24 protein-coding genes, 1 tRNA gene and 1 pseudogene are annotated in these 25,125 nt (G+C 73.1%); 17 read left to right on the top strand and 9 right to left on the bottom strand.

Going from position 1 to position 25,125, the window contains the following annotated elements:
- A tRNA-Pro gene (locus IE245_RS04880) sits at positions 1 to 72 on the top strand.
- A 213-nt stretch (positions 73 to 285) separates the two neighbouring features.
- Here IE245_RS04880 and IE245_RS04875 read toward each other — a convergent pair.
- Positions 286 to 1,236: a glycoside hydrolase family 16 protein gene (locus tag IE245_RS04875; RefSeq protein WP_189945464.1), complete on the bottom strand. Its 951-nt coding sequence runs from the start codon at positions 1,234 to 1,236 to the stop codon at positions 286 to 288.
- Positions 1,237 to 1,602: 366 nt separating this feature from the next.
- Here IE245_RS04875 and IE245_RS04870 point away from each other — a divergent pair, with 366 nt between their 5' ends.
- The 4 genes from IE245_RS04870 (at position 1,603) to IE245_RS04855 (ending at position 6,155) form a co-directional block, all read left to right on the top strand.
- A complete protein-coding gene (locus tag IE245_RS04870) occupies positions 1,603 to 1,839 on the top strand; it encodes a hypothetical protein (RefSeq protein ID WP_189945463.1) in 237 nt (78 codons plus the stop codon).
- Between the two features lie 228 nt (positions 1,840 to 2,067).
- Positions 2,068 to 4,143: a bifunctional polysaccharide deacetylase/glycosyltransferase family 2 protein gene (locus IE245_RS04865; RefSeq protein ID WP_189945579.1), complete on the top strand. Its 2,076-nt coding sequence runs from the start codon at positions 2,068 to 2,070 to the stop codon at positions 4,141 to 4,143.
- A 2-nt stretch (positions 4,144 to 4,145) separates the two neighbouring features.
- Positions 4,146 to 5,411, top strand: a complete 1,266-nt coding sequence (locus tag IE245_RS04860; RefSeq protein ID WP_229851069.1) for an acyltransferase family protein — start codon at positions 4,146 to 4,148, stop codon at positions 5,409 to 5,411.
- A gap of 171 nt (positions 5,412 to 5,582) precedes the next feature.
- Positions 5,583 to 6,155, top strand: coding sequence for a HutD/Ves family protein (locus tag IE245_RS04855; RefSeq protein WP_189945462.1), 573 nt, complete (start codon positions 5,583 to 5,585; stop codon positions 6,153 to 6,155).
- On the opposite strand, the gene IE245_RS04850 is transcribed toward IE245_RS04855, so the two are convergent.
- A complete protein-coding gene (locus IE245_RS04850; protein ID WP_189945461.1) occupies positions 6,149 to 7,360 on the bottom strand; it encodes a pyridoxal phosphate-dependent aminotransferase in 1,212 nt (403 codons plus the stop codon). The genes IE245_RS04855 and IE245_RS04850 overlap by 7 nt on opposite strands.
- 95 nt (positions 7,361 to 7,455) lie before the next feature.
- Between IE245_RS04850 and IE245_RS04845 the strand changes: the two are divergent.
- The 5 genes and pseudogenes from IE245_RS04845 to IE245_RS04825 form a co-directional block, all read left to right on the top strand.
- Positions 7,456 to 7,821: pseudogene (locus IE245_RS04845) on the top strand (winged helix-turn-helix transcriptional regulator); the annotation flags it as partial.
- A 128-nt stretch (positions 7,822 to 7,949) separates the two neighbouring features.
- A complete protein-coding gene (locus IE245_RS04840) occupies positions 7,950 to 8,168 on the top strand; it encodes a hypothetical protein (RefSeq protein WP_189945459.1) in 219 nt (72 codons plus the stop codon).
- 91 nt (positions 8,169 to 8,259) lie between these two features.
- A complete protein-coding gene (locus tag IE245_RS04835; RefSeq protein WP_189945458.1) occupies positions 8,260 to 8,547 on the top strand; it encodes a hypothetical protein in 288 nt (95 codons plus the stop codon).
- A 69-nt stretch (positions 8,548 to 8,616) separates the two neighbouring features.
- Positions 8,617 to 9,156 (top strand): precorrin-3B C(17)-methyltransferase, encoded by a 540-nt coding sequence (locus IE245_RS04830; protein WP_189945457.1) that lies wholly within the window; start codon positions 8,617 to 8,619, stop codon positions 9,154 to 9,156.
- A 282-nt stretch (positions 9,157 to 9,438) separates the two neighbouring features.
- On the top strand, positions 9,439 to 10,644 hold the full coding sequence (locus tag IE245_RS04825; protein ID WP_189945456.1) for an MFS transporter: 1,206 nt from the start codon (positions 9,439 to 9,441) through the stop codon (positions 10,642 to 10,644).
- A 219-nt stretch (positions 10,645 to 10,863) separates the two neighbouring features.
- Here IE245_RS04825 and IE245_RS04820 read toward each other — a convergent pair whose 3' ends face one another.
- The 3 genes from IE245_RS04820 to IE245_RS04810 form a co-directional block, all read right to left on the bottom strand.
- Entirely contained in the window at positions 10,864 to 11,307 is a 444-nt protein-coding gene (locus IE245_RS04820; protein ID WP_189945455.1) for a hypothetical protein, read from the bottom strand.
- Positions 11,304 to 11,906 carry an SRPBCC family protein gene (locus tag IE245_RS04815; RefSeq protein WP_189945454.1) on the bottom strand — a complete coding sequence of 201 codons (603 nt, stop codon included), beginning with the start codon at positions 11,904 to 11,906 and terminating at the stop codon, positions 11,304 to 11,306. The genes IE245_RS04820 and IE245_RS04815 overlap by 4 nt, the downstream gene beginning before the upstream one ends.
- Before the next feature lie 313 nt (positions 11,907 to 12,219).
- Positions 12,220 to 12,423: a hypothetical protein gene (locus IE245_RS04810; RefSeq protein ID WP_189945453.1), complete on the bottom strand. Its 204-nt coding sequence runs from the start codon at positions 12,421 to 12,423 to the stop codon at positions 12,220 to 12,222.
- A gap of 285 nt (positions 12,424 to 12,708) precedes the next feature.
- On the opposite strand from IE245_RS04810, the gene IE245_RS04805 reads away from it, so the two are divergent.
- Positions 12,709 to 14,949, top strand: a complete 2,241-nt coding sequence (locus IE245_RS04805) for a glycoside hydrolase family 9 protein (RefSeq protein WP_189945452.1) — start codon at positions 12,709 to 12,711, stop codon at positions 14,947 to 14,949.
- Here the strand turns inward: IE245_RS04805 and IE245_RS04800 are convergent.
- On the bottom strand, positions 14,946 to 15,245 hold the full coding sequence (locus tag IE245_RS04800; RefSeq protein ID WP_373305274.1) for a helix-turn-helix domain-containing protein: 300 nt from the start codon (positions 15,243 to 15,245) through the stop codon (positions 14,946 to 14,948). The genes IE245_RS04805 and IE245_RS04800 overlap by 4 nt on opposite strands.
- A 198-nt stretch (positions 15,246 to 15,443) precedes the next feature.
- Complete coding sequence (locus IE245_RS04795; protein WP_189945451.1) at positions 15,444 to 16,007, bottom strand: NUDIX domain-containing protein; 564 nt, start codon at positions 16,005 to 16,007, stop codon at positions 15,444 to 15,446.
- Positions 16,008 to 16,173: 166 nt separating this feature from the next.
- On the opposite strand from IE245_RS04795, the gene IE245_RS04790 reads away from it, so the two are divergent.
- From IE245_RS04790 to IE245_RS04780, 3 genes are all read left to right on the top strand, one after another.
- Positions 16,174 to 16,515, top strand: coding sequence for a GNAT family N-acetyltransferase (locus IE245_RS04790; protein WP_189945450.1), 342 nt, complete (start codon positions 16,174 to 16,176; stop codon positions 16,513 to 16,515).
- A gap of 394 nt (positions 16,516 to 16,909) precedes the next feature.
- Positions 16,910 to 17,782: an SDR family NAD(P)-dependent oxidoreductase gene (locus IE245_RS04785; protein WP_189945449.1), complete on the top strand. Its 873-nt coding sequence runs from the start codon at positions 16,910 to 16,912 to the stop codon at positions 17,780 to 17,782.
- 19 nt (positions 17,783 to 17,801) lie between these two features.
- A complete protein-coding gene (locus IE245_RS04780; RefSeq protein ID WP_189945448.1) occupies positions 17,802 to 18,275 on the top strand; it encodes a MerR family transcriptional regulator in 474 nt (157 codons plus the stop codon).
- Positions 18,276 to 18,656: 381 nt separating this feature from the next.
- Here IE245_RS04780 and IE245_RS04775 read toward each other — a convergent pair whose 3' ends face one another.
- Both IE245_RS04775 and IE245_RS04770 read right to left on the bottom strand, forming a co-directional pair.
- Positions 18,657 to 19,592: an AraC family transcriptional regulator gene (locus IE245_RS04775; RefSeq protein ID WP_189945447.1), complete on the bottom strand. Its 936-nt coding sequence runs from the start codon at positions 19,590 to 19,592 to the stop codon at positions 18,657 to 18,659.
- A 57-nt stretch (positions 19,593 to 19,649) separates the two neighbouring features.
- Entirely contained in the window at positions 19,650 to 20,576 is a 927-nt protein-coding gene (locus IE245_RS04770; protein ID WP_189945446.1) for an NADP-dependent oxidoreductase, read from the bottom strand.
- A 905-nt stretch (positions 20,577 to 21,481) separates the two neighbouring features.
- On the opposite strand from IE245_RS04770, the gene IE245_RS04765 reads away from it, so the two are divergent.
- From IE245_RS04765 to IE245_RS04755, 3 genes are read left to right on the top strand one after another with little or no spacing between them, the layout of a single operon-like run.
- Positions 21,482 to 22,891: a family 2B encapsulin nanocompartment shell protein gene (locus tag IE245_RS04765; RefSeq protein ID WP_189945445.1), complete on the top strand. Its 1,410-nt coding sequence runs from the start codon at positions 21,482 to 21,484 to the stop codon at positions 22,889 to 22,891.
- Between the two features lie 57 nt (positions 22,892 to 22,948).
- Entirely contained in the window at positions 22,949 to 24,211 is a 1,263-nt protein-coding gene (locus IE245_RS04760) for a family 2 encapsulin nanocompartment cargo protein terpene cyclase (protein WP_189945444.1), read from the top strand.
- A gap of 17 nt (positions 24,212 to 24,228) precedes the next feature.
- Positions 24,229 to 25,119, top strand: coding sequence for a geranyl diphosphate 2-C-methyltransferase (locus tag IE245_RS04755; RefSeq protein WP_189945443.1), 891 nt, complete (start codon positions 24,229 to 24,231; stop codon positions 25,117 to 25,119).
- The last annotated feature ends 6 nt before the right edge of the window (positions 25,120 to 25,125 follow it).

The raw sequence follows: 25,125 nt of genomic DNA, 5'->3' as shown, positions 1-25,125 counted from the left end.
GGACGTGGCGCAGCTTGGTAGCGCACTTGACTGGGGGTCAAGGGGTCGCAGGTTCAAATCCTGTCGTCCCGACTCGAAGGAGTCGTAGATCGAGGGGCCGTTTCAGATCGCTCTGAAACGGCCCCTCGATCGTTTTCGGGAACCGGTCGGGGACCGGCGCGCTTGACCGGTCGACGCGCGCGTCGACCGGTCAAGCGCACGTCGACCCGGTTCGACGTGCGCTTCGTGGGGCGGGGCCCGGTGGGCTCGGCGGCGTCCGTCCCGGCGCCGGCGTCGAGGGCGGGGTCAGGGCTTCGGGACGGTGTTGACGTAGGCGGTGCCGGTGGCGCGGAAGTCGGCCACCGTCTTCCGGAGGTCCGCCGGGGAGACGGCCTCGTCGGCCTTGTGGTAGACCCAGTCGACCTTCATGTCCCAGGTGCGCGGGCCGCCGGTGAAGGGGAGGTCGATGAACCAGTTGCTGAAGTGGATGTCCATCCGGTCGCGCGGGACGTACTTGCCGGAGCTGGTGAACAGCTTCTTGCCGTCCAGGGAGTAGACGACCTTCCCGTCCATGGCGGTGATCATCAGGGTGTGCCAGCCCCCGAGGCGCCGCTTCAGGGTGTTGTGGACCCGGTCCGGCGGGTCGGCCTTGTACCAGCTCACGTTGTCGAGCTGCGGACCCACCGAACCCCAGCCGCCGTTCGGCAGGTACTCGAAGTCGAGTTCGCTGTAGTTCTCCGAGGAGTCCGAGGGGGAGATCGGGAAGAAGGTCTGGACGACGTGGTCGCCGTCGCGTCCGCTCGTGGGCTCGTCGCTGAAGTGGACCCGGGCGGCGAAGGTTCCCGTGAAGAAGTTCCGGCTCGTGGTCTGGACCTCCACCTGCGTGGTGCCCTGCTTCGTGCCGTCGGTGGAGGAGCGCAGCCGCAGGACCTTGCTCCCCTCGGCCGTCGGATCGGAGGAGAAGGCGGCGCCGCCGGCGCCCCAGCTGTCCTTGATCCCCGGGCCGCCCCCGCTGGTACGGACCTCCCAGCCCTGCGCGGCGAAGGAAGGGTCGTCGGCACCGGTGTAGTCGAAATCGTCGAACAGGGTGCCCGGCGGTCCGGTGGGCGTCGGCGAGGCGTCCCGCGCGGGCCCGGCTGCGTCGCTGCTCCCGCCGGCCTGGGGGTCGGCGGAACACGCGGCGAGCGCGCACAGGAGCGCGGGCAGCACGAGTGCCGTCCGCGCACGGCGAAGGGAGGTGCGGCGGGGCTGGCTCACGCGGGCTCCTTGGGGCGTGGGGTGGCGAGGCGTCGGGGCGATGACCGGGCATGCTCCTCGCGCGGGCGCCGGACGCTGTTCACAGGAAGTGAGGCGTCATCCTAGCGAAGGGTTTCGGCCACTCTTCCGCGTGTGCCCGACCCGACCGCCGACCGGGGCGAAGCGCCCCCGTCGAGATACCGATCTGGTCACGACATTCGATCGGGGCATGCCAAAAGCGGATATCTCGCACCAATCGATCGGGGGTGCTCGATACGGTTCGCTCTACGCTTCAGCCGTCTACGTCCCTGCACAAAAAGGCCACACGAGTTGCGCCAGACCTCCACATCCTTCGGGCGGGAACCGGCGCACCCGGCATGGCCCGGTGTGTCCGAATCCAGTCCCCAGGAGCCCGTTCCGGCACCGGTGTTCGTCGACCAGTCGGGTCTCCGCAGCCGTCTGTTCCGGCGCTTCGGCTGGCCGGTCTCCGTGGTCGGCGCGATCCTGGCGGCCGCCATGGGCGGCAGCCTGATCGGGATGCAGGCGGACGCCCCGGCGATGGAGATCCCGCCGAAGCCCGCCTACTTGCCCACCGGGGGACCCCTGCCTCCCTTCTGGCCCTAGAAGGCGCGGACACCCCGCCCGAAGAGTTCGGCCGTCCCGCCGAACGCCCTGCCCTTCCCTGGCACGACGCGACCGCCGTGTCGCCCGGAGCAGCGCTGCGGGCGGGTCGGGCGTGCCCGATCGTCCGCACCACCCCTCTCTCCAGGAGCGCCCTTGTCCCGCCACCAGCGCCGTCGGCAGTCCCTGCTGAGACCGCGCCGACTGGCCGCGCCGCCGCTGCGCTTCGTCATGCCGCTGTCCCTGCTGGCCTGCCTGCTCGCGCTCCTCGTCCTCCGCGGCCTCGCCACCAACGAGGCGTTCCACGACACCCGGATCGCGACCTCGGTCGACAAGACGACCGTGCCGGAGACCCTGCTCAAGGGCGGCCCGATCATCGACGCGCGCGGCGACAAGAACGAGCACCCGGTGAGCTACCAGGTCCCCGACCGCACCGTGGTCCTGAGTTTCGACGACGGCCCCTCGCCGGAGTGGACCCCGAAGATCCTGGACGTGCTCGCGGCCCGCGACGTCCACGCGGTCTTCTTCGTGACCGGCGCGATGACCACGCGCCACCCGGAGCTGATCCGGCAGATCGTCGCGGCCGGCCACGAGATCGGCGTGCACACCTTCACCCACCCCGACCTCGTGTACCAGTCCGAGACGCGGATCAGCTGGGAGCTGGCGCAGACGCAGCTGGCGCTGGCCGGAGTCGCGGGCATCCACAGCGCGCTGTTCCGCCCGCCGTACTCCTCCGACGCCTCGGCGCTCGACGACTGGAACTATCCGGTGATCAAGTACGTGGGTTCCCGCGGCTACCTCACCGCGTTCATCGACCGCGACACCGACGACTGGAAGCGCCCCGGCGTCGACGCGATCGTCGAGGCGGCGATGCCGCGCAAGCCCGGCGCGGGCGCGCTGGTCCTGCTGCACGACGCGGGTGGCGACCGCACCGAGACCCTCGCCGCGCTCGAGCGGATCATCGACAAGCTGCAGGGCGAGGGCTACCGCTTCGCCACCGTCTCCGAGGCGCTCGGCGCCACCGACGCCAACGTGCCGGTGCACGGCTACCGGCTGTGGGCGGGCAAGGTGTTCATCTGGGCCAGTCAGGCCGCCGTGCTCACCCTGCCGGTCCTGGTCGCGCTCCTCGCCGTCGTCGGTTTCCTCAACTTCGGCCGGTTCGCGCTGATGCTCATCCTCGCACCGCTCCACGCCCGGCGCTCCCGGCGGCGGGACGCGTGGGGAGCGCCCGTCACCGAGCCGGTCACCGTCCTCGTCCCGGCCTACAACGAACGCGAGTGCATCGCGAACACCCTCAACTCGCTGGCCTCCAGTGACCATCCGATCGAGGTCATCGTCATCGACGACGGCTCCACGGACGGCACGGCGGACATCGTCGAGGCGATGGCCCTGCCGTTCGTCCGGCTGATCCGCCAGGCCAACGGCGGCAAGTCCAGCGCGCTCAACACCGGCATCGCGGCCGCGTCGTACGACATCGTCGTGATGATGGACGGCGACACCGTCTTCGAGCCCTCCACCGTGCGCGAGCTGGTCCAGCCGTTCGGCGACGCGACGATCGGCGCGGTCGCCGGCAACGCCAAGGTCGGCAACCGCGACAGCCTGATCGGCGCCTGGCAGCACATCGAGTACGTCCTCGGCCACAACCTGGACCGCCGGATGTACGACATGCTCAACGTCATCCCGACCATCCCCGGCGCGGTCGGCGCCTTCCGCAAGGAGGCCCTGCGGCGGGTCGGCGGGATGAGCGACGACACCCTCGCCGAGGACACCGACATCACCATGGCGGTGCTCTGCGACGGCTGGCGGATCGTCTACGCCGAGCGCGCCCGCGCCTGGACCGAGGCCCCCGCCAGCATCCAGCAGCTCTGGTCCCAGCGGTACCGCTGGAGCTACGGCAGCATGCAGGCGATGTGGAAGCACCGCCGTGCCGTGACCTCCCGCGGTCCGGCCGGCCGCTTCGGCCGGCTCGGTCTGCCGCTCGTCGTGCTGTTCGGCGTGGTCGCCCCGCTGCTCGCGCCGCTGGTCGACATGTTCCTGCTGTACGGCGTGCTGTTCGCGGACGCGCCGATCACCCTCGCCAGCTGGGGCGGCTTCATCCTGCTCCAGGCCCTGCTGTCGTGGTACGCCTTCCGGCTCGACGGCGAGAAGCCCCTGCATCTGATCAGCCTGCCGATCCAGCAGCTGGTCTACCGACAGCTGATGTACATCGTCCTGCTGCAGTCCACGATCACGGCGCTGACCGGTGGCCGGCTGCGCTGGCAGAAGCTCCGGCGCACCGGCGAGGTCGCCGCACCGGTGGAGGCCTGACCATGACCGCGTCCTTCGAGTCCGTGGGCACCCACGACACCCTCCGGCTGCGCGTCCCCGCCTTTCCGCGTCCCCAGGAGGCGCCGCAGGCGGAGTCCGTCCCGACGGCGCCGTCCGGCGCCAAGGGCGGCCGGGACCGCTACCTCGACATGCTGCGCGCCCTGGCGCTGGGGCGTGTGGTGCTCTACCACAACTTCGGCTGGTTCTGGCTGCCCCTCGTCTTCCCGTCGATGGGCGTGATGTTCGCCCTGGCCGGGTCGCTGATGACCCGCTCCCTCAGCAGGCCCGCCCTCGGCGTCATCCGGGGCCGCCTGCGCCGCCTGCTGCCGCCGCTCTGGCTGTTCGGCGCGATCGTGGTCACCGCCCAGATCCTCGACGGCGACGGGCCCGACGCCGAGGGGCACCCCGCGTGGTGGTGGGGCAAGCTGCTGTTCTGGATCCTGCCGCTGAGCACCCCGCCGTACGCCGAAGCGCTGAGCGGCTTCGACCACCTTGTGGGGCAGGGCTGGGCCGTGCAGATCATCGTGCCGCTCTGGTACCTCCGTGCGTACCTCTGGTTCGTCCTGCTGTCACCGCTGATGCTGTGGGCGCTGCGGCGGATGCCGGTGGTGACGCTGTGCGCGCCGCTCGGCCTGGTGATCGTCATGCACACGTTCTTCATCGACCAGGAGTTCCTCTACGGCCGGGTCTGGGAGAACGCCAGCGACTTCGGCACCTTCGGCGCCTGCTGGATCCTCGGCATGGCGCACCAGGAGGGCCTGCTCAGGAAGATCCCGCAGTACGTCGTGCCGTCCGTCGCGCCGCTGGTCATGGTGGCCGGCTGGTGGTACCTCCAGACCCGGCCGGTCGATCCGACCGTGCACACCGACATCGAGAGCTGGCCGGTCGCCCAGGCCCTGTGGTCCTTCGGCTTCGTCGCCCTCCTGCTCCACATCAGCCCCTCCTGGGAGCGGTGGCCCCGGCCGCTGGAACGCTGGAACGGCCTGATCAGCCTGCTCAACGCGCGCGCCGTCAGCGTCTACCTCTGGCACCAGACCGCGCTGGTGGCCGCCATCCCCCTGATCGACCCCCTCTGGTCCGTGGGCTTCTTCTACGAGCACTTCCGGTGGTTGCTGAGCAGCCAGTGGTTCCCGCTGGTGGTGGCGATCCCCCTGACCGGACTGCTGGTGCTGACCTTCGGCTGGGTCGAGGACGTGGCCGCGAAACGCGCTCCCCGGCTCTTCCCGTACCCGCGCCGCGTGCGGGGCCGCCGCCGGGCGGCCGCCTGACACGGGCCGTCCGATGCGGGGACGTGCCCCTTTCCGGCCGGCCGCCCCGGGGGTGCGGAGCGCGGAGGGCGGGGCACGCGGTACGGATCCGGGTGCGCGGACGGGCGGTGGGCGCGGCGCGGGTTAGGATCCTGCGGCCCTTCGTCCGTCCGCAGCCCAGGAGTCAGCCGTATGCGCCGTTTCGATGTCGAGACCCTGGTGGCGGGCCGGTGGCGCAACGGCGGGGGCGTGACGCGGGAGCTCGTCTCCTGGCCGGCGGGCGCCGCGGACTTCGCGTGGCGGGCGAGCGTGGCCGACATCGAGGAGGACGGGCCGTTCTCGGCGTTCCCCGGCGTGGACCGGACCTTCACGCTGCTCGCGGGCGAGGGCGTACGGCTGACGGCGCCGGGGGGTTTCGACCGGACGGCGCGGCCGGAGGAGCCGCTCGGATTCCCCGGCGAGCTGGAACTGACCGCCCGGCCGGCCGGGGGCGCCTGCCGCGTGCTGAACCTCATGGTGCGGCGGGGGCGCTGGACGGTCCGGGTGGAGCGCGTCACCGGCGCCGTCGCGCCGCCGGCCGGACACGCCGGGGTGCTCCTCGTGCGGGGCGGGCGCTGGCGAGCCGGCGGGGAGGAGCGGCCGATGGGCGCGGGGCAGGGCGTGTGGTGGGGAGGGGGCGAGGGCGCCGGCGGGGAGGAGCTCGTCCCCCTCGCCTCCGACGCCGTCGCCCTGTGGGCGGACCTCGCGCCGGCGACGGGCTACTGACGGTACGTCGACAGGAAGCGGCCGATGCGGTTGATGGCCGTCTCCAGGTCGTCGGCGCGCGGCAGCGTGACGAAGCGGAAGTGGTCCGGCCGCGGCCAGTTGAAGCCGGTGCCCTGCACGATGTGGATCTTCTCGCGGAGCAGCAGGTCGAGGACGAGCCGCTCGTCGTCGACGATCTTGTGCACGGCGGGGTCCAGCTTGGCGAAGGCGTAGAGGGCGCCCTTGGGCTTGACGCAGCTGACGCCCGGGATCTCGTTCAGCGCCTGCCAGGCGACGTCGCGCTGCTCGGTGAGCCGGCCGGTCGGCAGGGTCAGGTCGTGGATCGACTGGTGGCCGCCGAGCGCGGCCTGGACGGCGTACTGCGCCGGCACGTTGGGGCACAGGCGCATGCCGGCCAGCATGGTCAGGCCCTCCAGGTAGTCGGCGGCCCGGTCCTTGGGGCCGGAGACGACCAGCCAGCCGCTGCGGAACCCGGCCACCCGGTAGGACTTCGAGAGGCCGTTGAAGGTGAGCGTCAGCACGTCGTCGGCGAGCGCGGCGAGGCAGTGGTGCTCGGTGCCGTCGTAGAGGATCTTGTCGTAGATCTCGTCGGCCAGCACCATCAGGCCGTGACGGCGGGCGAGTTCGAGGATGCCCTCCAGGAGCTCCTTCGAATAGACCGCGCCCGTGGGGTTGTTGGGGTTGATGACGACGATGGCCTTGGTGCGGTCGGTGATCTTCGAGGCGATGTCGTCGAGATCGGGGAACCAGTCCGCGTCCTCGTCGCACAGGTAGTGCACGGCCCGGCCGCCGGCGAACCGCACCACCGCCGTCCACAGCGGGTAGTCGGGCATCGGCACGAGGACCTCGTCGCCGTCGTCCACCAGCGCCTGCACGGCCATCTGGATCAGCTCGGAGGCGCCGTTGCCGAGGTAGACGTCGTCGACGGTCACGCCCGCGACGCCGCGCTGCTGGTAGTACTGCATCACCGCGCGCCGGGCCGGGAGGATGCCCCGGGAGTCGCTGTAGCCGTGCGCGTTCGGCAGGTTGCGGATGATGTCCTGGAGGATCTCCTCCGGCACCTCGAAGCCGAACGGCGCGGGGTTGCCGGTGTTCAGCCGCAGGACGCTGTGACCCGCCTCCTCCAGGGCGTTGGCCTGGTCGACGACCGGGCCACGGATCTCGTAGCACACGTCCTTCAACTTGCTGGACTGTCGAAACGTCATCTGCGGCCTCCCGACCGTCACTGTCACCGTCATCCGCGCCGCTGCGGCTGCTTCGTTCTACCAAGTACTCACTTGGAAAGTCCAACCTTTTGGCTATGCTGGCCCCCATGCCACGCCGAAGCTACGACCAGTACTGCGCCGTCGCCCGGGCCCTCGACGCGGTGGGGGAGCGCTGGAGCCTGCTGATCGTCCGGGAGCTGCTGCACGGCCCGCGGCGGTACACCGACCTCCACGCCGACCTCCCCGGCGTCTCCACCGACATCCTCGCCAGCAGGCTCAAGCAGCTGGAGGGCGAGGAACTGGTCGAACGCCGCCGCCTGGAGCGGCCCGCCAACGCGACCGTCTACCAGCTCACCCCGCGCGGGGCGGAACTCCGCCCGGTCGTCGAGGCCCTGGCCGCCTGGGGCCTCGACGCGCTCGGCACCCCCCGCCCGACGGACGCCGTCCGCACCCACTGGTTCACCGGGGGGTGAGGGAGGGGGAACCAGGGGGGTGGGGGGTGAGGGGAGGGGGAGGGAACCTTTCCCCCCTCCCCGCCGTCCTTCCTTCCGAAGCGGTGATCCATCGTGTGCGAGCCGAATGAGGTGCCATGCGGACGAACGACCCGAACACCCTGGAGACCACCCTGGCCGACGGCCGGCGGATGACCCTCTCCCTGCCCGCCACGGGCGCCGGCTGGGCCGCCGACGGAGTCGCGGCGCTGCGCCCCGTGCGCCCCACCCACACCGGCCGCGGCGAGGAGCCGCCCGCCCTGCCCGAGCGGCCCGCCCTCCCGCTGGAGGTCGCCCTCCTGGGTTTCGCCCTCTAGGGCCTGTCCGGCGGAGCGGGTGCCGTACCCGCCCCGCCGTGGTCTGCTGGTAGTGAGGGGGCGGACCGTCGCCTCACGAGGAGGAAAGGCCATGGCGATCCTCGTCCACGCCGTCCTCGACGGAATCACCACGGAGCAGTACGACACGCTCAACGCCCGGCTCCAGTCGACCCCCGAGATCTTCGACGGGTGCATCGCGCACGCGTGCGTGTCGACCGAGAGCGGCCTGGAGATCTTCGACCTCTGGGAGAACGAAGGGAAGATGCAGGCCTTCGCCGAGAAGATGATGCCCGTCGCCACGAGCCTCGGCTGGCCGGACGGGCCGCGGCCGCGCATCGCGGAAGTGCACAACCACTGGGTGCCGGGCGCGGCCGGCTGACGGACACGGCTCGGTCACGGTCCCGGGAGCGGCGGGCGGTCCGCCGGGCGGGGCGGCGAGGATGGCGGCATGCGTCGACACCCGTCCCGCGCCGCCACCGGCGCCCTCCTCCTCGCCGTCCTCGTCACCGGCTGCGCCGAACGCTCCGCCGACCCGCGCGCCGGGGCGCCCACGGAGGGCATGCGCTTCTGCCCGAGCCCGCAGGAGCCGCCGCTCCCGTCCGGCGCGCCGTGCGTCCCGCAGGACCCCGCGAGCAAGTACCGGGAGAACCACGCCTATCGCCAGGAGACGGAGCTCACCGAGGAGGAACGGGCCGGCGCCCGGGGCAAGGCCGACGACCTCGGCGGCGTCCTGCGGGAACTCGCGGAGGGCCGCCCCGAGGAGGCCGAGGTGCGGAAGGCCGTCGCCGGCGCGCTCGGCCTGAACCCGAACGAGATCGAGTACCGCGCCGGCGCCCGGCGCGGGCCCACGATCGAGAACCTCGCCGTCGCCGGCGGCACCGGCAAGGTCTGCGTCAAGGGCGCGATCACCGACTCCGGCACCGTCACCTCCGAGGTCTCCGGCCGGACCCTCGACGGCACCTGCCTGCCGGGCCTGGGCGGCCACTGACGTACGCGCACGGGCCGGTCACCGGCGTACACGTACGGGCCGACCACCGGCGTACGGCACCGGCCACCGGCGTAAGGCACCGACCACCGGCGTACGGCACCGGCATCGGCACCGGCCCCGACGTACGACACCGGCCACCGGCGTACGACGCCCCCGCGCACCCACGGCGAACCCGGCGGACGCACGACGCCCGCCGCGCCGCGGCGCTTCCGTACGGCAACGGTGTGGTCGGTCTGCCGTGCCGCCGGTGTCCGACGGCACGGGCGGGTTACGGTCGCCGGTATGGCCGATGACCGACGCGGATGGCCGCGGTGCCTGCTCGGCGGAGCGGTGTTCGCGGTGTGCATGGCCGGCACCACGCTCCCCACCCCGCTCTACCCCCTCTACCAGGAGGAGTTCGGCTTCTCCGAACTCACCGTCACCGTGGTGTACGCCGTGTACGCCTTCGGGGTCCTCGCCGTGCTCCTCCTCGCCGGCAACGCCTCCGACACCATCGGCCGGCGCCCCACCCTGCGCTGGGGCCTCGCCTTCGCCGCCGCGAGCGCCGTCTGCTTCCTCTGCGCCGACGCCCTGGGCTGGCTGTACGCGGGCCGGCTGCTGTCCGGCCTCTCCGCGGGCCTCTTCACCGGCGCCGCCACCGCCTACGTCATCGAGCTCGCCCCGCCCGGCGGCGCCGCCCGCGCCACCCTCGTCGCGACCGCCGCGAACATGGGCGGCCTCGGCTGCGGACCCCTCCTCGCCGGGCTGCTCGCCGAGTACGCCCCCGAGCCCCTCCTGCTGCCGTTCGCCGTCCACCTGGCCCTCCTCGCGCTCTCCGCCCTGGCCCTGCGGTGGCTGCCCGAGACCGTCGCGGAACGCCGGCCCCTCAGCGCCGTGCGCCCCCGCAGGCCCGCCCTGCCGGCCCGCGTGCGGCCGGTGTTCGTGCCCGCGGCCGTCGCCTCCTTCGTGGGTTTCGCCCTCTTCGGCGTCTTCACCTCCGTCAGCCCCGCCTTCCTCGCCCGCTACCTCCACGTCGACGACCACGCCGTCAGCGGCCTCGTCGTCGCCCTCGCGTTCTTCGCCTCCATCGCCGGACAGACCGCCGCGGGCCGCGTCGGCGCCGACCGCTCGCTGCCGCTGGGCTGCGCCGTCCTCTTCGCCGGCCTGGTCCTGCTGGCGCTCGCCCTCGCCACCGACCACCTGTTCTTCCTCGTGTCGGCCGCCCTCGTCGGCGGGACCGGTCAGGGCCTCACCTTCCGCGCCGCGCTCTCCGCCGTGGCCGCCGCCTCGCCGCCCGACCGGCGGGCCGCCGTCATCTCCTCGCTCTTCGTCGTCGCGTACACCGGCATCTCCCTCCCGGTGATCGGCGTCGGCCTGCTGGCCGACCCCCTCGGTCTGGAGGGCGCGGGCCTCGTCTTCATCGCCTGCATGCTGGTCCTCGCCGCCGCGGCGGGCGCCTACCTCCTGCGGCGCGCCCGCACCGGGACCACCGCCGGCCCCACACCGTGAGCAGCCCGGCCGACGGCGCCGCGCACTCCTCCGACTCCGGACACCGCACCGCCTCGTCGAGGCCCGCGTCGCCCACGAGGCCCGCCGCCGTCGCCGCCCTGCCCCGCAGCGGCCGCCCGCACCGGCTCCGGGCGACCGGGGGAGGAATCCGGTCCACGCGCTTCCACGCTCCGATCCTGCGGCGACCCGGCCCCCGCCCCCACCGGGCGGCCGTTCGGCTCAAGAGGCGTCCGGGGCCGTCCGGGCCCCAGGCGCTCCCGTCAGATGGACGAGCACCAGCTCGTGGTCCGCGCGCGCCAGCTCGCGCCCCTCGCCGTCGGTGAGCCGCCCGGTCACCCGGTAGAGGCCGCAGTGGGCCCGCCCGACCGGCATCCGCCGGGGCGGCAGCCGCACCTCGTACGGTCCGCCGCGGCGGAAGCCGCCGAGCGCCGTCCGGGTGGTGACCGGCACGTGGTCGTCCCCGGTGCGGCGCTCCTCGAAGGTGAGCCCGTCGATCGCGCGGTCCACCAGGAAGGTCAGTCCGACGCTCACCATCGCGCCCTCCGGGACCCTCGGCGGGCCGTGCTCCTCGGCCCGGGCGTCAAGGGCCACCACGTCCCGGCCCTGCTCCTCCGTGTGCAGGGACACGTCGAGGAGCCGCAGGCCGGTCCCGGAGCCGCTCACGGGACCGCGGGCCCGCCGGGGGACGGCGGGTCGTCACGCCGGGGCATCCCGCCCGGCGCGGCCGGGGGCATGCCGCGCGCCGGTCCCTCGTCGCCCGGCGGCACGCCGTACTCCGGCAGGTCGCCGCCCGGTGCCCCGCCGGCGCTGTCGCTGGGGCGCAGCCGCCCGCGCCAGCCACCCGTCGCGTGCCGGCGGTCCTCGATGAAGTCCTTGAACCGGTGCAGGTCACCCTCGATCCGCTGCTCCACGAAACCCATCGCCTGTCCGACCCGGTCGGTCATGCCGGACGGCTCCACCTCCATCTTCAGGCGTACGAGCGTGTGCTCGTCGTCGACCCGCTCGAAGGTGACGACGCCCTTCTGCCGCACGTCCCCGCCGACCGTCCGCCACGCGATCCGCTCGTCGGGCAGCTGGTCGACGATCTCCGTGTCGAACTCGCGGGTCGCGCCCGCGACCTTGGTCCGCCAGTGGCAGAGCCGGTCGTCGAGCTGCCGGACCTCCTCGACCCCGTCCATGAAACGCGGAAACTCCTCGAACTGCGTCCACTGGTCGTAGACCTGGCGCAGCGGGGCCTCCACCTCGATCGTGTCGTACACCATGCCGGTCATCTCCCTGTTCGCGGCGCGGCTACCCGTCCCGGGGTCCCGTAACCGTCGGACCGTGGGGCGAGGGGCGAGGGGCGAGGGGCGAGGGGCGGGGGGCGAGGGCGGAGGGCAGGAGGACCGGACGGCCGGGGAGACGGTGGACGAGGCGCCGGCCGAGCCGGCCGCCCTGGAGGACCCCGGACGCGGGAGGCCGACGCCCGGCACGGCGACGACCGCGGGGTGAACCCCGCCGGGCCGCGCGCGGTCGCCACGCGGCTCGGGAAGCGGCACGCGCCCGCCGCGGCCTGTGGGCGACGGGCGACCCGGCTCAGCCCGGCAGGACGCCGCCCAGGCCCCCGAGCTCCCGCGCGCCCAGCGTGAGGTCCGCCGCCTTGGCGGAGCCGGTGAGGGAGGCCGGGCGCCCGGCTCCCGGCACCCCGTCCGGTACAACGGCGTCGCCACGATCGGCGGCCGTGACCGACCCCGTGCCACCGCGCCCGTCCGTGCCCTGCGCGAGGAGGCGGGACGGCACGGCGGCGGACGGTGACCCGCGGACGACCGGCCGCGGGTCACCGACGGCCGACCGCGTGTCCGTCCACGACCGGCCGCGATTCCCCCGCGACCGGGCCGCGTGCCCCTCACGGCCGACCGCGTGTCCACCGACGGCCGGCCGGATTTCCCCGCGCGGGGCCGTCCGGACCGTTGACGGCCCCGCGCTCCGGCCACAAGGATGTCCACCACTCGCTTGGGAGCGCTCCCACTCCGGCGCGGCGGCGCATCGGAGGGCGTGCCCCACCGATCCCACGAGGAGCGGACGTTGAACCTACGCAGAACCGCCCTGCTGTCCCTGACGGCCCTGCTGGCGGCCGGTCTGACCGCCGTGCCCGCGGGCACCGCCGGGGCGGACGAGGTGGAGCAGATCGTGAACGGCACCTTCGACGACGGCACCGCCTCCTGGTGGACGAGCGGCGTCACCGCAGGCCCGGCCGACGGCGGACTCTGCGCCGACGTGCCGGGCGGCACCGTGAACCGCTGGGACGCCGGCGTCGGCCAGAACGACCTCACGCTCGCCGCGGGCGAGACGTACCGCATCGCCTTCCGTGCCAACGGCACCCCGGCGGGCCACTCCGTCCGCGCCGTCGTCGGCCTCCAGGTCGCCCCGTACGACGCCTACCACGAGGTCGTGCCGCAGCTCAGCGTCTCCGGCGACACCTACGCCTACACCTTCACCTCCCCGGTCGACACCACCCAGGGGCAGGTCGCCTTCCAGCTCGGCGGATCCGCCGACGCCTGGCGGTTCTGCCTCGACGACGTCTCCCTGCTCGGCGGGGTGCCGCCGGAGAAGTACGAGCCCGACACCGGTCCCCGCGTCCGGGTCAACCAGGTCGGCTATCTGCCCCGGGGCCCCAAGAACGCCACCGTCGTCACCGAGGCGACCACCCGGCTGCCCTGGCGGCTCGACGACGCCGACGGCACCGCCGTCGCGCGCGGCTGGACCGTCCCGCGCGGAGTCGACGCCTCCTCCGGGCAGAACGTCCACTCCCTCGACTTCGGCCGGCACCGGACGCCCGGAACCGGCTTCACCCTCACCGTCGACGGCGAGACCAGCCACCCCTTCGACATCGGCACCGCCGCCTACGACCGACTGCGCCTGGACGCCGCGAAGTTCTACTACACCCAGCGCAGCGGCACCCCCATCCGCGAGGACCTGCGCCCCGGTTACGGTCGCGCGGCCGGCCACGTCGGCACCGCCCCCAACCAGGGCGACACCCGAGTGCCCTGCCAGCCGGGCGTCTGCGACTACACCCTCGACGTCAGCGGCGGCTGGTACGACGCGGGCGACCACGGCAAGTACGTCGTCAACGGCGGCATCTCCGTCTGGCAGCTCCTCTCCACCTACGAGCGCGCCCGGCACGCCCGCACCGGCGACGCCGACGCGCTCGGCGACGGCACCCTCGCCCTCCCCGAGAGCGGAAACGGCGTCCCCGACCTCCTCGACGAGGCCCGCTGGGAGCTGGACTTCCTCCTCAAGATGCAGGTCCCCGACGGCGAACCGCTCGCCGGCATGGCCCACCACAAGATCCACGACGAGCAGTGGACCGGCCTGCCGCTGCTGCCCGCCGACGACCCGCAGAAGCGCGAGCTCCACCCGCCGACCACCGCCGCCACCCTCAACCTCGCCGCCGCCGCCGCCCAGGCGGCCCGCGTCTACGAGGAGTTCGACCCCCGGTTCGCGGCCACCGCGCTGACCGCCGCCCGCAAGGCCTGGGCCGCCGCCCTCGCCCACCCCGACGTCCTCGCCTCCGAGAGCGACGGCGTCGGCGGCGGCGCCTACCCCGACCCCGACGTCTCCGACGAGTTCTACTGGGCCGCCGCCGAGCTGTACCTCACGACCGGGGAGAAGGCGTTCAAGGACCACGTCCTCGCCTCGCCGGTCCACACCGCCGACGTCTTCGGCGCCGTCGGCTTCGACTGGGCGCGGACGGCCGTCCCCGCCCGCCTCGACCTCGCCACCGTCCCCAGCCGCCTGCCCGGCCGCGACAAGGTCCGCGCCTCGGTCCGCGCCGGGGCCGACCGCTACCTGGCCACCCTCAAGGCCCACCCCTACGGCATGCCGTACGCCCCCGAGGGCCAGCGGTACGACTGGGGCTCCACCCACCAGATCCTCAACAACGCCGTCGTCCTCGCCACCGCCTACGACCTCACCGGTGCCGCCGCCTACCGCGACGGGGCGCTCCAGAGCATGGACTACGTCCTCGGCCGCAACGCCCTGAACCTCTCCTACGTCACCGGCTACGGCGAGGTCAGCGCCCGGAACCAGCACAGCCGCTGGTACGCGCACCAGCTCGACCCCGCGCTGCCGCACCCGCCCGCCGGTTCGCTCTCCGGCGGCCCGAACTCCAGCATCCAGGACCCGCTGGCGCAGGCGAAACTCCAGGGCTGCACCGGCCAGTTCTGCTACATCGACGACATCCAGTCCTGGTCCACCAACGAACTGACCATCAACTGGAACTCCGCCCTGACCTGGATGGCGTCCTTCGTCGCCGACCAGGGTTAGGAACCGGCACCCGCGCCCGCCCCCGCCCTCTCCGCCCGGAAGGCGCGCCGATAGGCGGCGGGGGTGGTGCGCAGGGCCTCGTGAAAACGACGGCGGAGGTTCACGGCCGAGGAGAGGCCCACCCGGTGGGCGATGGTCTCCACCGGCAGGTCCGTCTCCTCCAGGAGAGTCCTGGTCGCGGCGATTCGCCGGTCGAGGAGCCAGCGGCCCGGGCTGATGCCCAGCTGCTCGTCGAAGCGCCGGGTCAGCGTCCGGGGCGAGACCCGCGCCCGGACCGCCATGTCCGCGACGGACAGCGGCTGTTCGAGCCGCTCGCCCAGCCGGTCCAGGAGCGGCGCCGGCGAGTCGGCCCCCGGCCCGGCGACCGGCAGCTCCGCGTACTGGAGCCGGCAGCCCTCCCGGTGCGGCGGCCTGCGTGGCGGCGGGCGCCGCCCTGCCGGCCGTCCCGGTGATCCGCACCCTCCGCCGCGCGCGGGCCACCTGAACGCGGGGAACTACTCCTCCCCGCCGGGCGGTTCGTCCCAGTCCCAGGCGCCGACGTACGCGGCCGTGCCGGTGCGCCTGGCCTCGGCGAAGGCGGTGAGGCGGGCGAAGTCGCGCGGGGGCATCAGGGGCCGCCACCGGGGGAGCGGCAGGACGCGCACCTCGTCGTGCTCCTCCGGGTCGAGGACGAGCTCCTCGATCTGCCGGTCGGTGAGGCGCCCGCCGTCGAAGACGTACCCGGCGGTCGCCAGCGGCCACGCGGCGCCCGGCAGCCCGAAGACGGCGGCGAGGAGCCGGGGCGGGCCGGGCACCACGAGCCCCGTCTCCTCCTCCGTCTCCCGCACGGCGGTCCGCCACGGCCGTTCCCCCGCCTCGGCGGTGCCGCCCGGCAGCTGCCAGGGGTGGTCCGGGCTGTAGACGGCGTGGAGCTGTACCGGCCGGTCGTCCATGTCGGTGAAGTACACGGCACCGAAGAGGGTCGCCTTCGGCAGCGTCGCGACGAACTCGTCGACCGGGAGCATCTCCCGGCACCCCGCCGGAGCGGCGGCGGGGGCGGGGGAGGGCAGGGGATGCATGTCGGACCTCCGGGGTGGGGGAGTGCGGAGCGGCTTCGCCGGGTCCAACGAGCCCGCCCCCCTCGGCGTGCACAGCGGTTTCGGCCGCGCGGCCGCCCGCCACCTGCGGATACCGGGGAGTAGGGTGGAGGGCGCGTCCGAGCGCCCCGACCCCGAAAGGCCGCCCATGAGCGAGCAGACCGCCGCCCCCGTCGTCCGCCGCGTCGACGAGCGCCACCGCTACGAGATCCTCGTCGACGGTGCCCGGGCCGGGCTGACCGCCTACCGGGACCGCGACGACCGCCGCGTCTTCTTCCACACAGAGGTCGACGAGGCCTACGCGGGCCAGGGCCTGGCGGCGATTCTCGTCCGGCACGCCCTGGACGACGTCCGCGCCTCCGGCATGCGGATCGTGCCGGTCTGCCCGTACGTCGCCAAGTTCCTCAAGAAGAACGAGGAGTTCGCGGACATCACCGACCCGGTCACCCCCGAGGTCCTCCAGTGGCTGGACGCCCGCCTGGGCCGTTAGGCCGTCTCTTCCGGATCATGCCGGGCTCACGACTCCCCCGGCCGCGTCGTCGTCGGTCACCGACGTCCCCCCCCCGGCTGCCGCTGGGAGGTGCCCCCATCGCAGGGACCCCCTTCCGCGCCCGGCGTCGGGGCCTCCTCGCGAAGCGACCGGATCGGTCCCGCCCACCGTCTGCCCGTGAGGGCGAGGCGTGAACCGCGGAGACGCCGACCCGCTCCGCCGGGTGCGCGGGCACGGGCCGGGGACGACGAGGGCCGCGCGCCGGCGGCATGCCGGTGAGCCCGCGCCGCGGTCGGGTCCACCGGCACGGGATCCAGCGGCTGGATCGCTCCACGCCTCCCGAGCCCGAGTGCGGCTTGCCTTCAAGCGCACGTGAAGCTTTAGCGTCGGTGCCATGACCACGACGAACGAGGCGAAGACATGGATCATCACGGGTGCGAGTTCGGGCCTCGGTCTGGCGCTCGCCGAGGCGGCGCTCGCGGCCGGCGAGCAGGTGATCGGGACCGCGCGACGGGCCGACCGGTTCGACGGGCTCGAGGCGCGGTACGGGGGCCGGTTCCTCGGCATCGAACACGACGTGCGCGACACGGCGGGAGCGGACGCGGTGGTGCGGCGGGCGCTGGAGGTGTTCGGGCGCGTCGACGTGCTCGTCAACAATGCCGGCGCCGGCCAGGTCGGCACCGCCGAAGAGATCACGGATGCCGATCTGCGGGCCATGCTCGAGCAGCATCTGTTCGGCCCGGCCGCCTATGTGCGTGCCGTGCTGCCCCATCTGCGGGAGCGCCGCTCGGGCGCGATCGTGCAGATGAGCAGTCAGGGAGGGCGGATGTCGTTCCCCGCCGTCGGCAGCTACTCGGCCGGAAAGTTCGCGCTCGAGGGATGGTCGGAGGCGCTCGCGGGTGAGGTCGCGCCGTTCGGCATCCGCGTCCTGATCGTCGAGCCCAGTCGCTTCCGCACCACGTTCAACGCCGCCGACGTGCTCCACACGGCGCGGCAGAGCTCGATCTACGACGAGGCCGTCGGTGCCGTGCGCGCGAACATGGCCGAGGCCGACGGCATCCAGGAGGGCGATCCGGCACGCGCCGCCAGGGTGATCCGCGACATGCTCGGCACCCCTGACGCGCCGCTCCGGCTCCCGCTCGGCGCCGAGGCGGTCCGCAATCTCACCCGCGTCCACCGTGAGGCGCTCGAAGACGTCGAGAAATGGGCGTCGGTGAGCGAGTCGGCGGACTTCCCGGGCATGCCGCCCGCAGTGCGCGCGTTCTGATCGCCGTACGCTGTGGGCCATGGCCACCGAAGCGCTGATCGAACGTCTCCTCGCTGCCGGGGGAGGGCCCTCCTCTTCGGCGATCGACGCGCTGCACGAACTGCTCGACGACACCACGATCGAGACCTCGGCGATGCCCAAGAGCGTCGCCGAGGCCGCTCGCCTGGTCGGCCTGTCGACGCACACCCTCCGGTACTACGAACAGGAGGGACTCGTGCGGCCCGCTCGCAACGCCTCCGGGTACCGCGAGTATTCCGCGCTCGATCTGCGCCGTCTCGTCTTCCTGACCCGGATGCGCCTGTCCGGCATGACCATGGCCGACCTCAAGCGCTACATCCTGCTCGTCGAGCAGGGCCCGAGCACCGTCCCGGAACGCCGCCGCATCATGCTCGACCAGCAAGACCGCATCACGCGGCAGATCCGTGAACTCGGTCTGGCGCTGGAGATCACCGAGTACAAAATCCGCGTCTACGACGGCCACCCGGAAGACTGACGCCCGCCCTCCGGTCCCACGGTCCGATGCGAGGCCGACGGAGCGGGCCCGGGCGATCGCCGTCCGGACGACGACGAGCGCGACGGCGAAGGGCCACGGCGCATCCAGGCGACTTCGTCGTCGGCCCGAGCGGGGGGCGGATCCGTGGTCGCGCAGGCGGTGCGGTCGCTCCTCCGGTGCCTGGTCGTTCCGGGGGACGGCCGAGGACTTGGCGCCTTCGCCGGAGAGCGACGCGCGGCGGTGCGCGCGGGGACGGACCAGGAACCGGCCCGGCCAGGCGCGGGGTTCGCCGCCGGCGGGCCGCATGTCGGCGGAGCCGGGGGCGTGCAGCCGCTCCGCCCGTCACCCGTTCGTCCCTGCGTCGCCGGTGGCGACCGCCGGTCAGGCCGCCCGCACCTTACGCCGGTAACCGCCCGGGGCCTGCCCGTACTCGCGCTTGAAAGCCTTGGCGAAGGCGTACTCGGAGCCGTAACCGGTGCGCGCGGCGACCTCGGACAGGGGGACGTCGGACTCCCGAAGGAGCCGCGCGGCGGTCGTCATGCGCCAGCGGGTCAGATACGTCATGGGCGGTTCACCGACCAGGTCGTTGAACCGGCGGGCGAAGGCCGCACGGGACAGACCCGCGCGGGCTGCCAGCGTCGCCACGGTCCACTGGAAGGCGGGCTTCTCGTGGATCGCCGCCAGGGTCGGTGCGACCGCCGCGTCACCGAGTGCGGCGGCCCAGCCCTTGGCCCGCGCGGCCGGACGTTCCTCCAGCCAGGCGCGCAGGATGTACAGGAGCAGCGAGTCGATCAGCGCGGGCACGATGCCGGCGGAGCCCGGCCGCGGCTGTTCCAGTTCCGTGCGCAGCAGCTGCACGGCCGAAGCCAGCTCGGGATGCCGGAGGGGGCTCGCGGGCAGATGGATGATCTCCGGCAGCTGCCGTACGAGGGGATGGGGGCGGGCCTGGTCGAGGTGGTAGTTCCCGCACAGCAGGTTGGTGGGGGCGCCCACGCCGCCGACGGTGACCGTGCCGAGCGGTGAGCCCGGGCTGAACTGCGAGGCCCGCTCGACCTCGGAGGGGGTGTCGGGGTGGTCGGCCAGGATGTGACCGCGCCCGTCCCGCAGGAAGACCACGTCACCCGGGCCGAGCGGGAGGGGCGGCTGGGGGGCCGCGTCTTCCAGCGGGACGAGCCAGCACGTGCCCGACAGCACCACGTGGAATCCCGCGCCGGCCACGGGGGGCAGCCTCAGTCCGAAGGGCACGCGTCCGGTGGTCCGGACGGAGACCGGCCGGCCGGTACGCATCGAGGCCAGCACCTCGGTGAGGATGTCCAACTCCCGCCCCCTCTCCGCGGATCTCCCGATCTCCCTCCGCACTGTAACCCGCCCTGCTCAGACCACGGTCAGGACGACCTTGCCGCGAGTGCGGCCGGATCCGACCAGTTCGTGGGCCTTCGCCGCCTGTTCGAGCGGGAGCGTCGCGGAGACGTGCGGGCGGATGCGGCCGGCGTCGATCAGGGCCGCGATCGCCTCCAGGGAGGCGTAGTCCGGTTCGACCGAGACCCCGGCGAAACGGCGGCCCTCGTTCTCGATCCGGGCGGCAAGCTCGGTGTTCCAGTGCTCCATGATGCTGACCAGGGTGCCGCCGGCCTTCAGGACGCTCAGCGCACGCTCGCCCTCGGAGCTGGAGTCGAAGACGACGTCCATGTCTCCGGCCGCTTCGGTGTAGTCGGTGGTGCGGTGGTCGATGACGTCGTCCGCCCCGAGCTCGCGTACGAAGTCGTGGTTGGCGGCGCTCGTCAGGGCCGTGACGTGGGCGCCGCGCGCCTTGGCGATCTGCACCGCGAAGTGGCCGACGCCACCGGCCGCCCGGTGGATCAGCACCCGCTGCCCTTCGGCCACCCGGGCCGCGTCGACCAGCCCCTGCCAGGCGGTGAGGGCGGCCAGCGGCACGGAGGCGGCCCGCACGTGGTCGAGCGTGGCGGGCTTGCGGGCCACCTGGCGCGAAGGCACCGCTACGTAGTCGGCGTAACCAGTGGCAGCACGAGGAAAGAACGGCATGCCGAAGACCTCGTCCCCGGGCTTGAATCGGGCACCGGGTCCGGCTTCCTCGACGACGCCGGACACGTCCCAGCCGACACCGAACGGAGGCTCGCCCAGGAGCGGATAGGCGCCGGAGCGCACCGCCACGTCGACCGGGTTGACGCCGCTCGCGTGAACGCGGACCAGGACCTCGCCGCCGAGCGGGGCGGGCTTGTCCCTCTCGGCGAGCTCCAGGACGTCGGGGCCGCCGAAGGACTTCTGGACGACAGCACGCATGGTGAACTCCCTTTCGCCGTGGCGGTCTCGGGGTGACCGCCCTTCGTGTGCCTCCACCCTAGGAAGATCGAACGAGCCGCTGAATATCCTCCAGTCTTCAAAAGATGTCCGAGCGTCCACGGCGCCCGGGGAAGGACACGATCCGGTGGTGGCGCCGGCACAGCCCCTTCCGTGACCACGCCGAAACTCTCCCCAGGCCGGTCGGGTTCCGCCCGGACCGAAGAAGAACCCGCGTGCTCGCCCGTAGCCCGTAGCCCGTAGCCCGTCGGCCGGAGCCGCGGCCACGCCGTGGTCGGCGCGCGGAAGTCGCCGCCGCCCCGGTCGACGCCAGGTGTCCGGCGCCCCGCGCCTCCCCGTGCCCGGCCGGCAGGTGGTCCGAGTCGCGGTACGGCGCCTTCACCGGCGCCGGTCACACCGTCGGGTCGCGCGTCCTCGCGACCGTGGCCAGGGGACTCGTGGAGCGGCCCGCCCCGCCGGTGCGCCTGCCCTTCGAGGCGTCGGAATCCGCGTTGACGCCCGCCGTTGACTTGTGTGACGGCAGGGGCGGGTTGTCAAGAGGGAGCGGAGGGGGTCGACGTGGCCGGAACACACGCCGTCCGATCGGGGTGCCGAGGCGCCCCGGCGCCCCCACCGGCCCCCTTGTCGTGCCGCCACGCCCACGCGTGGCGGAAAGTCGACCGACCAGGCGGTAAACCGGCCCGCGAACAAGATCACTGCATCGAGGTAATGCCCCTCGGCTCCACGGGCGAGGCCCGCTGACGGACCGTTACTGTTCCCGCGTCCGGACGGACGGCCTGACCACCTTCCTCCGGACCACCTCCCTCCGTACCCCCATTCCTCCCCTTCGACCGGTCCGGCGTGCCGCCGTGCCCGGTCACCACCCTCGCTAAGGAGAGACCGGTCCGATGACCGTCGACACCAGCCCGGAAGCCCAGGCGGCACCCCCGCAGCAGTCCCTCAGCACCGACGCCGCGCGGAACCTCGCCTCGACCACCAAGTCGGCCCCGCAGATGCAGGAGATCACCTCCCGCTGGCTGCTGCGGACGCTCCCCTGGGTGGAGACCAAGGGCGGCGCCTACCGGGTCAACCGCCGGCTCACCTACACCGTCGGTGACGGCCGCATCGAGTTCGTCCAGGACGGCGCCACCGTCCGCGTGATCCCCCGCGAGCTCGGCGAACTCGCCCTCCTCCGCGGCTTCGACGACGTCGACGTGCTCACCGCGCTCGCCGGCCGCTGCGTCCAGCGCGACTTCTCCGCCGGCGACATCCTCGTCACCCGCGGCAACCCGGCCGGCGAGATCCACCTCCTCGCCCACGGCCGCGTCGCCCAGACCTCCGAGGGCCCCTACGACGAGGACATCGCCGTCGCCGTCCTCGGCGACGGCGACCGCTTCGGCGAGAACGCGCTGCTCGACGCCGACGCCACCTGGGACTACACGGCCACCGCCGAGACCGCGGGCACCCTCCTCACCCTCTCCCGCGCCGACTTCGCCGCCGTCATGGCGAACTCCCCGGCCCTCCAGGCCCACATCCAGGCGTTCTCCAGCCTCCCCGAGCAGGCGCAGAACAAGCACGGCGAGGCCGAGATCGCCATGTCCTCCGGGCACGTCGGCGAGGCCGTCCTCCCCGGCGCCTTCGTGGACTACGAGCTCAAGCCGCGCGAGTACGAGCTCTCCGTCGCGCAGACCGTCCTCAAGATCCACACCCGCGTCGCCGACCTCTACAACGGCCCGCACAACCAGACGGAGGAGCAGCTCCGCCTGACCATCGAGGCCCTGCGCGAGCGGCAGGAGCACGAGCTCGTCAACAACCGCGAGTTCGGCCTCCTGCACAACGCCGACTTCAAGCAGCGCATCCAGACCCACTCCGGCCCGCCCACCCCGGACGACATGGACGAGCTGCTCAGCCGCCGCCGGGGCACCAAGCTCTTCCTCGCCCACCCGCGCACCATCGCCGCCATCGGCCGCGAGTTCAACGCCCGCGGGCTCTACCCGGACCACGTCGACCTCGGCGGCCAGTCCGTGCCGGCCTGGCGCGGCGTCCCGATCCTGCCCTGCAACAAGATCCCGATCACCAAGGAGCAGACCAGCTCCATCATCGCCATGCGCACCGGCGAGGAGAACCAGGGCGTCATCGGCCTGCGCCAGACCGGCATCCCGGAGGAGTTCGAGCCCGGCCTCTCCGTCCGCTTCATGGGCATCAACGAGCAGGCGATCATGTCGTACCTCGTCACCACGTACTACTCCGCCGCCGTCCTCGTGCCCGACGCGCTCGGCGTGATGGAGAACGTGCAGATCGCCCGCCGCCGCGACTGACGTCCCGTCCGTCCCGCATCCGGGACGGACCACTCCCACCCAGCAAGGAGCTGACGGATGCCCGACCCCGGGCTCTCCCCCCTGCCGGCGCACCCGCCCGCGGCGGCGGCCCGCCTCGGGGCCGACGTCCTCGCCGCGGCCCTCGCCGGCCCGGCCGCCCAGGCGCCCGCGCCGGCCGCCGCACCCCGCTGGATCCCCGGCGGCCCCAGCGGACTCGGCACGACCGCCCTCTCCCTCGCCCGGCCGGCCGCGGTCCCGGAAGCGCCCCCCGCGCCGGTCCCGGCGCCGGACGCCCTTCCGGCGCCCGCCGGGCCGCCGTCCGCCGCCCCCTCGGCGGCGGAGGGCCGGCCCATCCCGGGCCTCTACTTCCACCCCGTCCCCGACCCCGACCCCGTCCGCGTGGGCGAGGTCAGCCGCCGGATCAAGGACTGGGCCGTGGACGAGGTCCAGCTCTATCCGGACGAGTGGGAGGGGCAGTTCGACGGCTTCCACGTCGGGCGCTACATGGTGGCCTGCCACCCCGACGCCCCGACCGTCGACCACCTCATGCTCGCCACCCGGCTCATGGTCGCGGAGAACGCCGTCGACGACTGCTACTGCGAGGACCACGGCGGCTCGCCCATCGGCCTCGGCGGACGCCTCCTCATGGCGCACACCGCGCTCGACCCCCTCCACACCACCCCGGAGTACGCGCCGGCGTGGGCGGAATCGCTCGGCTCGGACGCCCCGCGCCGCGCCTACCGCTCCGCCATGGAGTACTTCGTCCGCGCCGCCTCGCCCTCCCAGGCCGACCGCTTCCGGCACGACATGGCCCGGCTCCACATGGGCTACCTCGCCGAGGCCGCCTGGGCCGAGACCGACCACGTGCCCGAGGTGTGGGAGTACCTGGCCATGCGCCAGTTCAACAACTTCCGCCCCTGCCCCACCATCACCGACAGCGTCGGCGGCTACGAACTGCCGGCGGACCTGCACGCCCGGCCGGAGATGCAGCGGGTCATCGCCCTCGCGGGCAACGCGACGACCATCGTCAACGACCTCTACTCCTACACCAAGGAACTCTCCAGCCCCGGCGTTCACCTCAACCTGCCGGTGGTGCTCGCCGAGCGCGAGAAGCTCTCCGAGCGCGACGCCTACCTCAAGGCGATCGAGGTCCACAACGACCTCATGCACGCCTTCGAGGCCGCCGCCGCCGACGTGGCCGCCGCCTTCCCGGCCCCCACCGTGCTCCGCTTCCTCAAGGGCGTCGCCGCCTGGGTCGACGGCAACCACTACTGGCACCAGACCAACACGTTCCGCTACAGCCTGCCCGACTTCTGGTAATCACCGTCCCGCAAGAAATGGATTCCTCTGTGACCACCGAGCTGACCTCCACCGACGCCTCCGCGATGATCCCCGGCCCGGCGACGCCGTACCAGGGCGACATCGCCCGCTACTGGAACGCCGAGGCACGGCCCGTGAACCTGCGCCTCGGTGACGTGGACGGCCTCTACCACCACCACTACGGCATCGGCGCCGTGGACCACGCCTCCCTCGGCACCCCCGAGGACAGCGAGTACGAGAAGAAGCTCATCGCCGAGCTGCACCGCCTGGAGTCCGCCCAGACCGAGGTGCTCCTCGACCACCTCGGCACCGTCACCCCCGCCGACACCCTCGTCGACGCCGGCTGCGGCCGCGGCGGCTCCAGCGTGATGGCCCACCAGCGCTTCGGCTGCAAGGTCGAGGGCGTCACCCTCTCCTCCACCCAGGCGGAGTTCGGCAACAGGCGCGCCCGCGAGCTCGGCATCGACGGCCACGTCCGCGCCCAGGTCTGCAACATGCTCGACACCCCGTTCGAGAAGGGCAGCATCACCGCCTCCTGGAACAACGAGTCCAGCATGTACGTCGACCTCGACGACCTGATGGCCGAGCACTCCCGCTTCCTCAAGGTCGGCGGCCGCTACGTCACCATCACCGGCTGCTGGAACCCGAAGTACGGCCAGCCCTCCAAGTGGGTCTCCCAGATCAACGCCCACTTCGAGTGCAACATCCACTCGCGCCGCGAGTACCTGAAGGCGATGGCCGACAACCGCCTGGTGCCCCAGGCCGTCATCGACCTGACCCCCGACACGCTGCCCTACTGGGAGCTGCGCGCCACCTCGTCGCTGGTCACCGGCATCGAGGAGGCGTTCATCGAGTCGTACAAGGACGGCTCCTTCCAGTACGTGCTGATCGCCGCCGACCGCGTCTGATCCCCT

Source organism: Streptomyces roseolus (genome assembly GCF_014649855.1).
In the GTDB taxonomy this organism is placed as follows: Bacteria; Actinomycetota; Actinomycetes; order Streptomycetales; family Streptomycetaceae; genus Streptomyces; species Streptomyces roseolus.
Note: the sequence above shows the minus strand (reverse complement) of the source record. Positions and strands in the feature narration are given on the sequence as shown.

Bases quoted from the DNA above. Each gene is read 5' to 3' on its own strand.
- IE245_RS04865 (WP_189945579.1), top strand. From the start codon at position 2,068: ATGCCGCTGTCCCTGCTGGCCTGCCTGCTCGCGCTCCTCGTCCTCCGC.
- IE245_RS04860 (WP_229851069.1), top strand. From the start codon at position 4,146: ATGACCGCGTCCTTCGAGTCCGTGGGCACCCACGACACCCTCCGGCTG.
- IE245_RS04855 (WP_189945462.1), top strand. From the start codon at position 5,583: ATGCGCCGTTTCGATGTCGAGACCCTGGTGGCGGGCCGGTGGCGCAAC.
- IE245_RS04850 (WP_189945461.1), bottom strand. From the start codon at position 7,360: ATGACGTTTCGACAGTCCAGCAAGTTGAAGGACGTGTGCTACGAGATC.
- IE245_RS04840 (WP_189945459.1), top strand. From the start codon at position 7,950: ATGCGGACGAACGACCCGAACACCCTGGAGACCACCCTGGCCGACGGC.
- IE245_RS04835 (WP_189945458.1), top strand. From the start codon at position 8,260: ATGGCGATCCTCGTCCACGCCGTCCTCGACGGAATCACCACGGAGCAG.
- IE245_RS04830 (WP_189945457.1), top strand. From the start codon at position 8,617: ATGCGTCGACACCCGTCCCGCGCCGCCACCGGCGCCCTCCTCCTCGCC.
- IE245_RS04825 (WP_189945456.1), top strand. From the start codon at position 9,439: ATGGCCGATGACCGACGCGGATGGCCGCGGTGCCTGCTCGGCGGAGCG.
- IE245_RS04815 (WP_189945454.1), bottom strand. From the start codon at position 11,906: ATGGTGTACGACACGATCGAGGTGGAGGCCCCGCTGCGCCAGGTCTAC.
- IE245_RS04795 (WP_189945451.1), bottom strand. From the start codon at position 16,007: ATGCATCCCCTGCCCTCCCCCGCCCCCGCCGCCGCTCCGGCGGGGTGC.
- IE245_RS04790 (WP_189945450.1), top strand. From the start codon at position 16,174: ATGAGCGAGCAGACCGCCGCCCCCGTCGTCCGCCGCGTCGACGAGCGC.
- IE245_RS04785 (WP_189945449.1), top strand. From the start codon at position 16,910: ATGACCACGACGAACGAGGCGAAGACATGGATCATCACGGGTGCGAGT.
- IE245_RS04780 (WP_189945448.1), top strand. From the start codon at position 17,802: ATGGCCACCGAAGCGCTGATCGAACGTCTCCTCGCTGCCGGGGGAGGG.
- IE245_RS04770 (WP_189945446.1), bottom strand. From the start codon at position 20,576: ATGCGTGCTGTCGTCCAGAAGTCCTTCGGCGGCCCCGACGTCCTGGAG.
- IE245_RS04765 (WP_189945445.1), top strand. From the start codon at position 21,482: ATGACCGTCGACACCAGCCCGGAAGCCCAGGCGGCACCCCCGCAGCAG.
- IE245_RS04760 (WP_189945444.1), top strand. From the start codon at position 22,949: ATGCCCGACCCCGGGCTCTCCCCCCTGCCGGCGCACCCGCCCGCGGCG.
- IE245_RS04755 (WP_189945443.1), top strand. From the start codon at position 24,229: ATGGATTCCTCTGTGACCACCGAGCTGACCTCCACCGACGCCTCCGCG.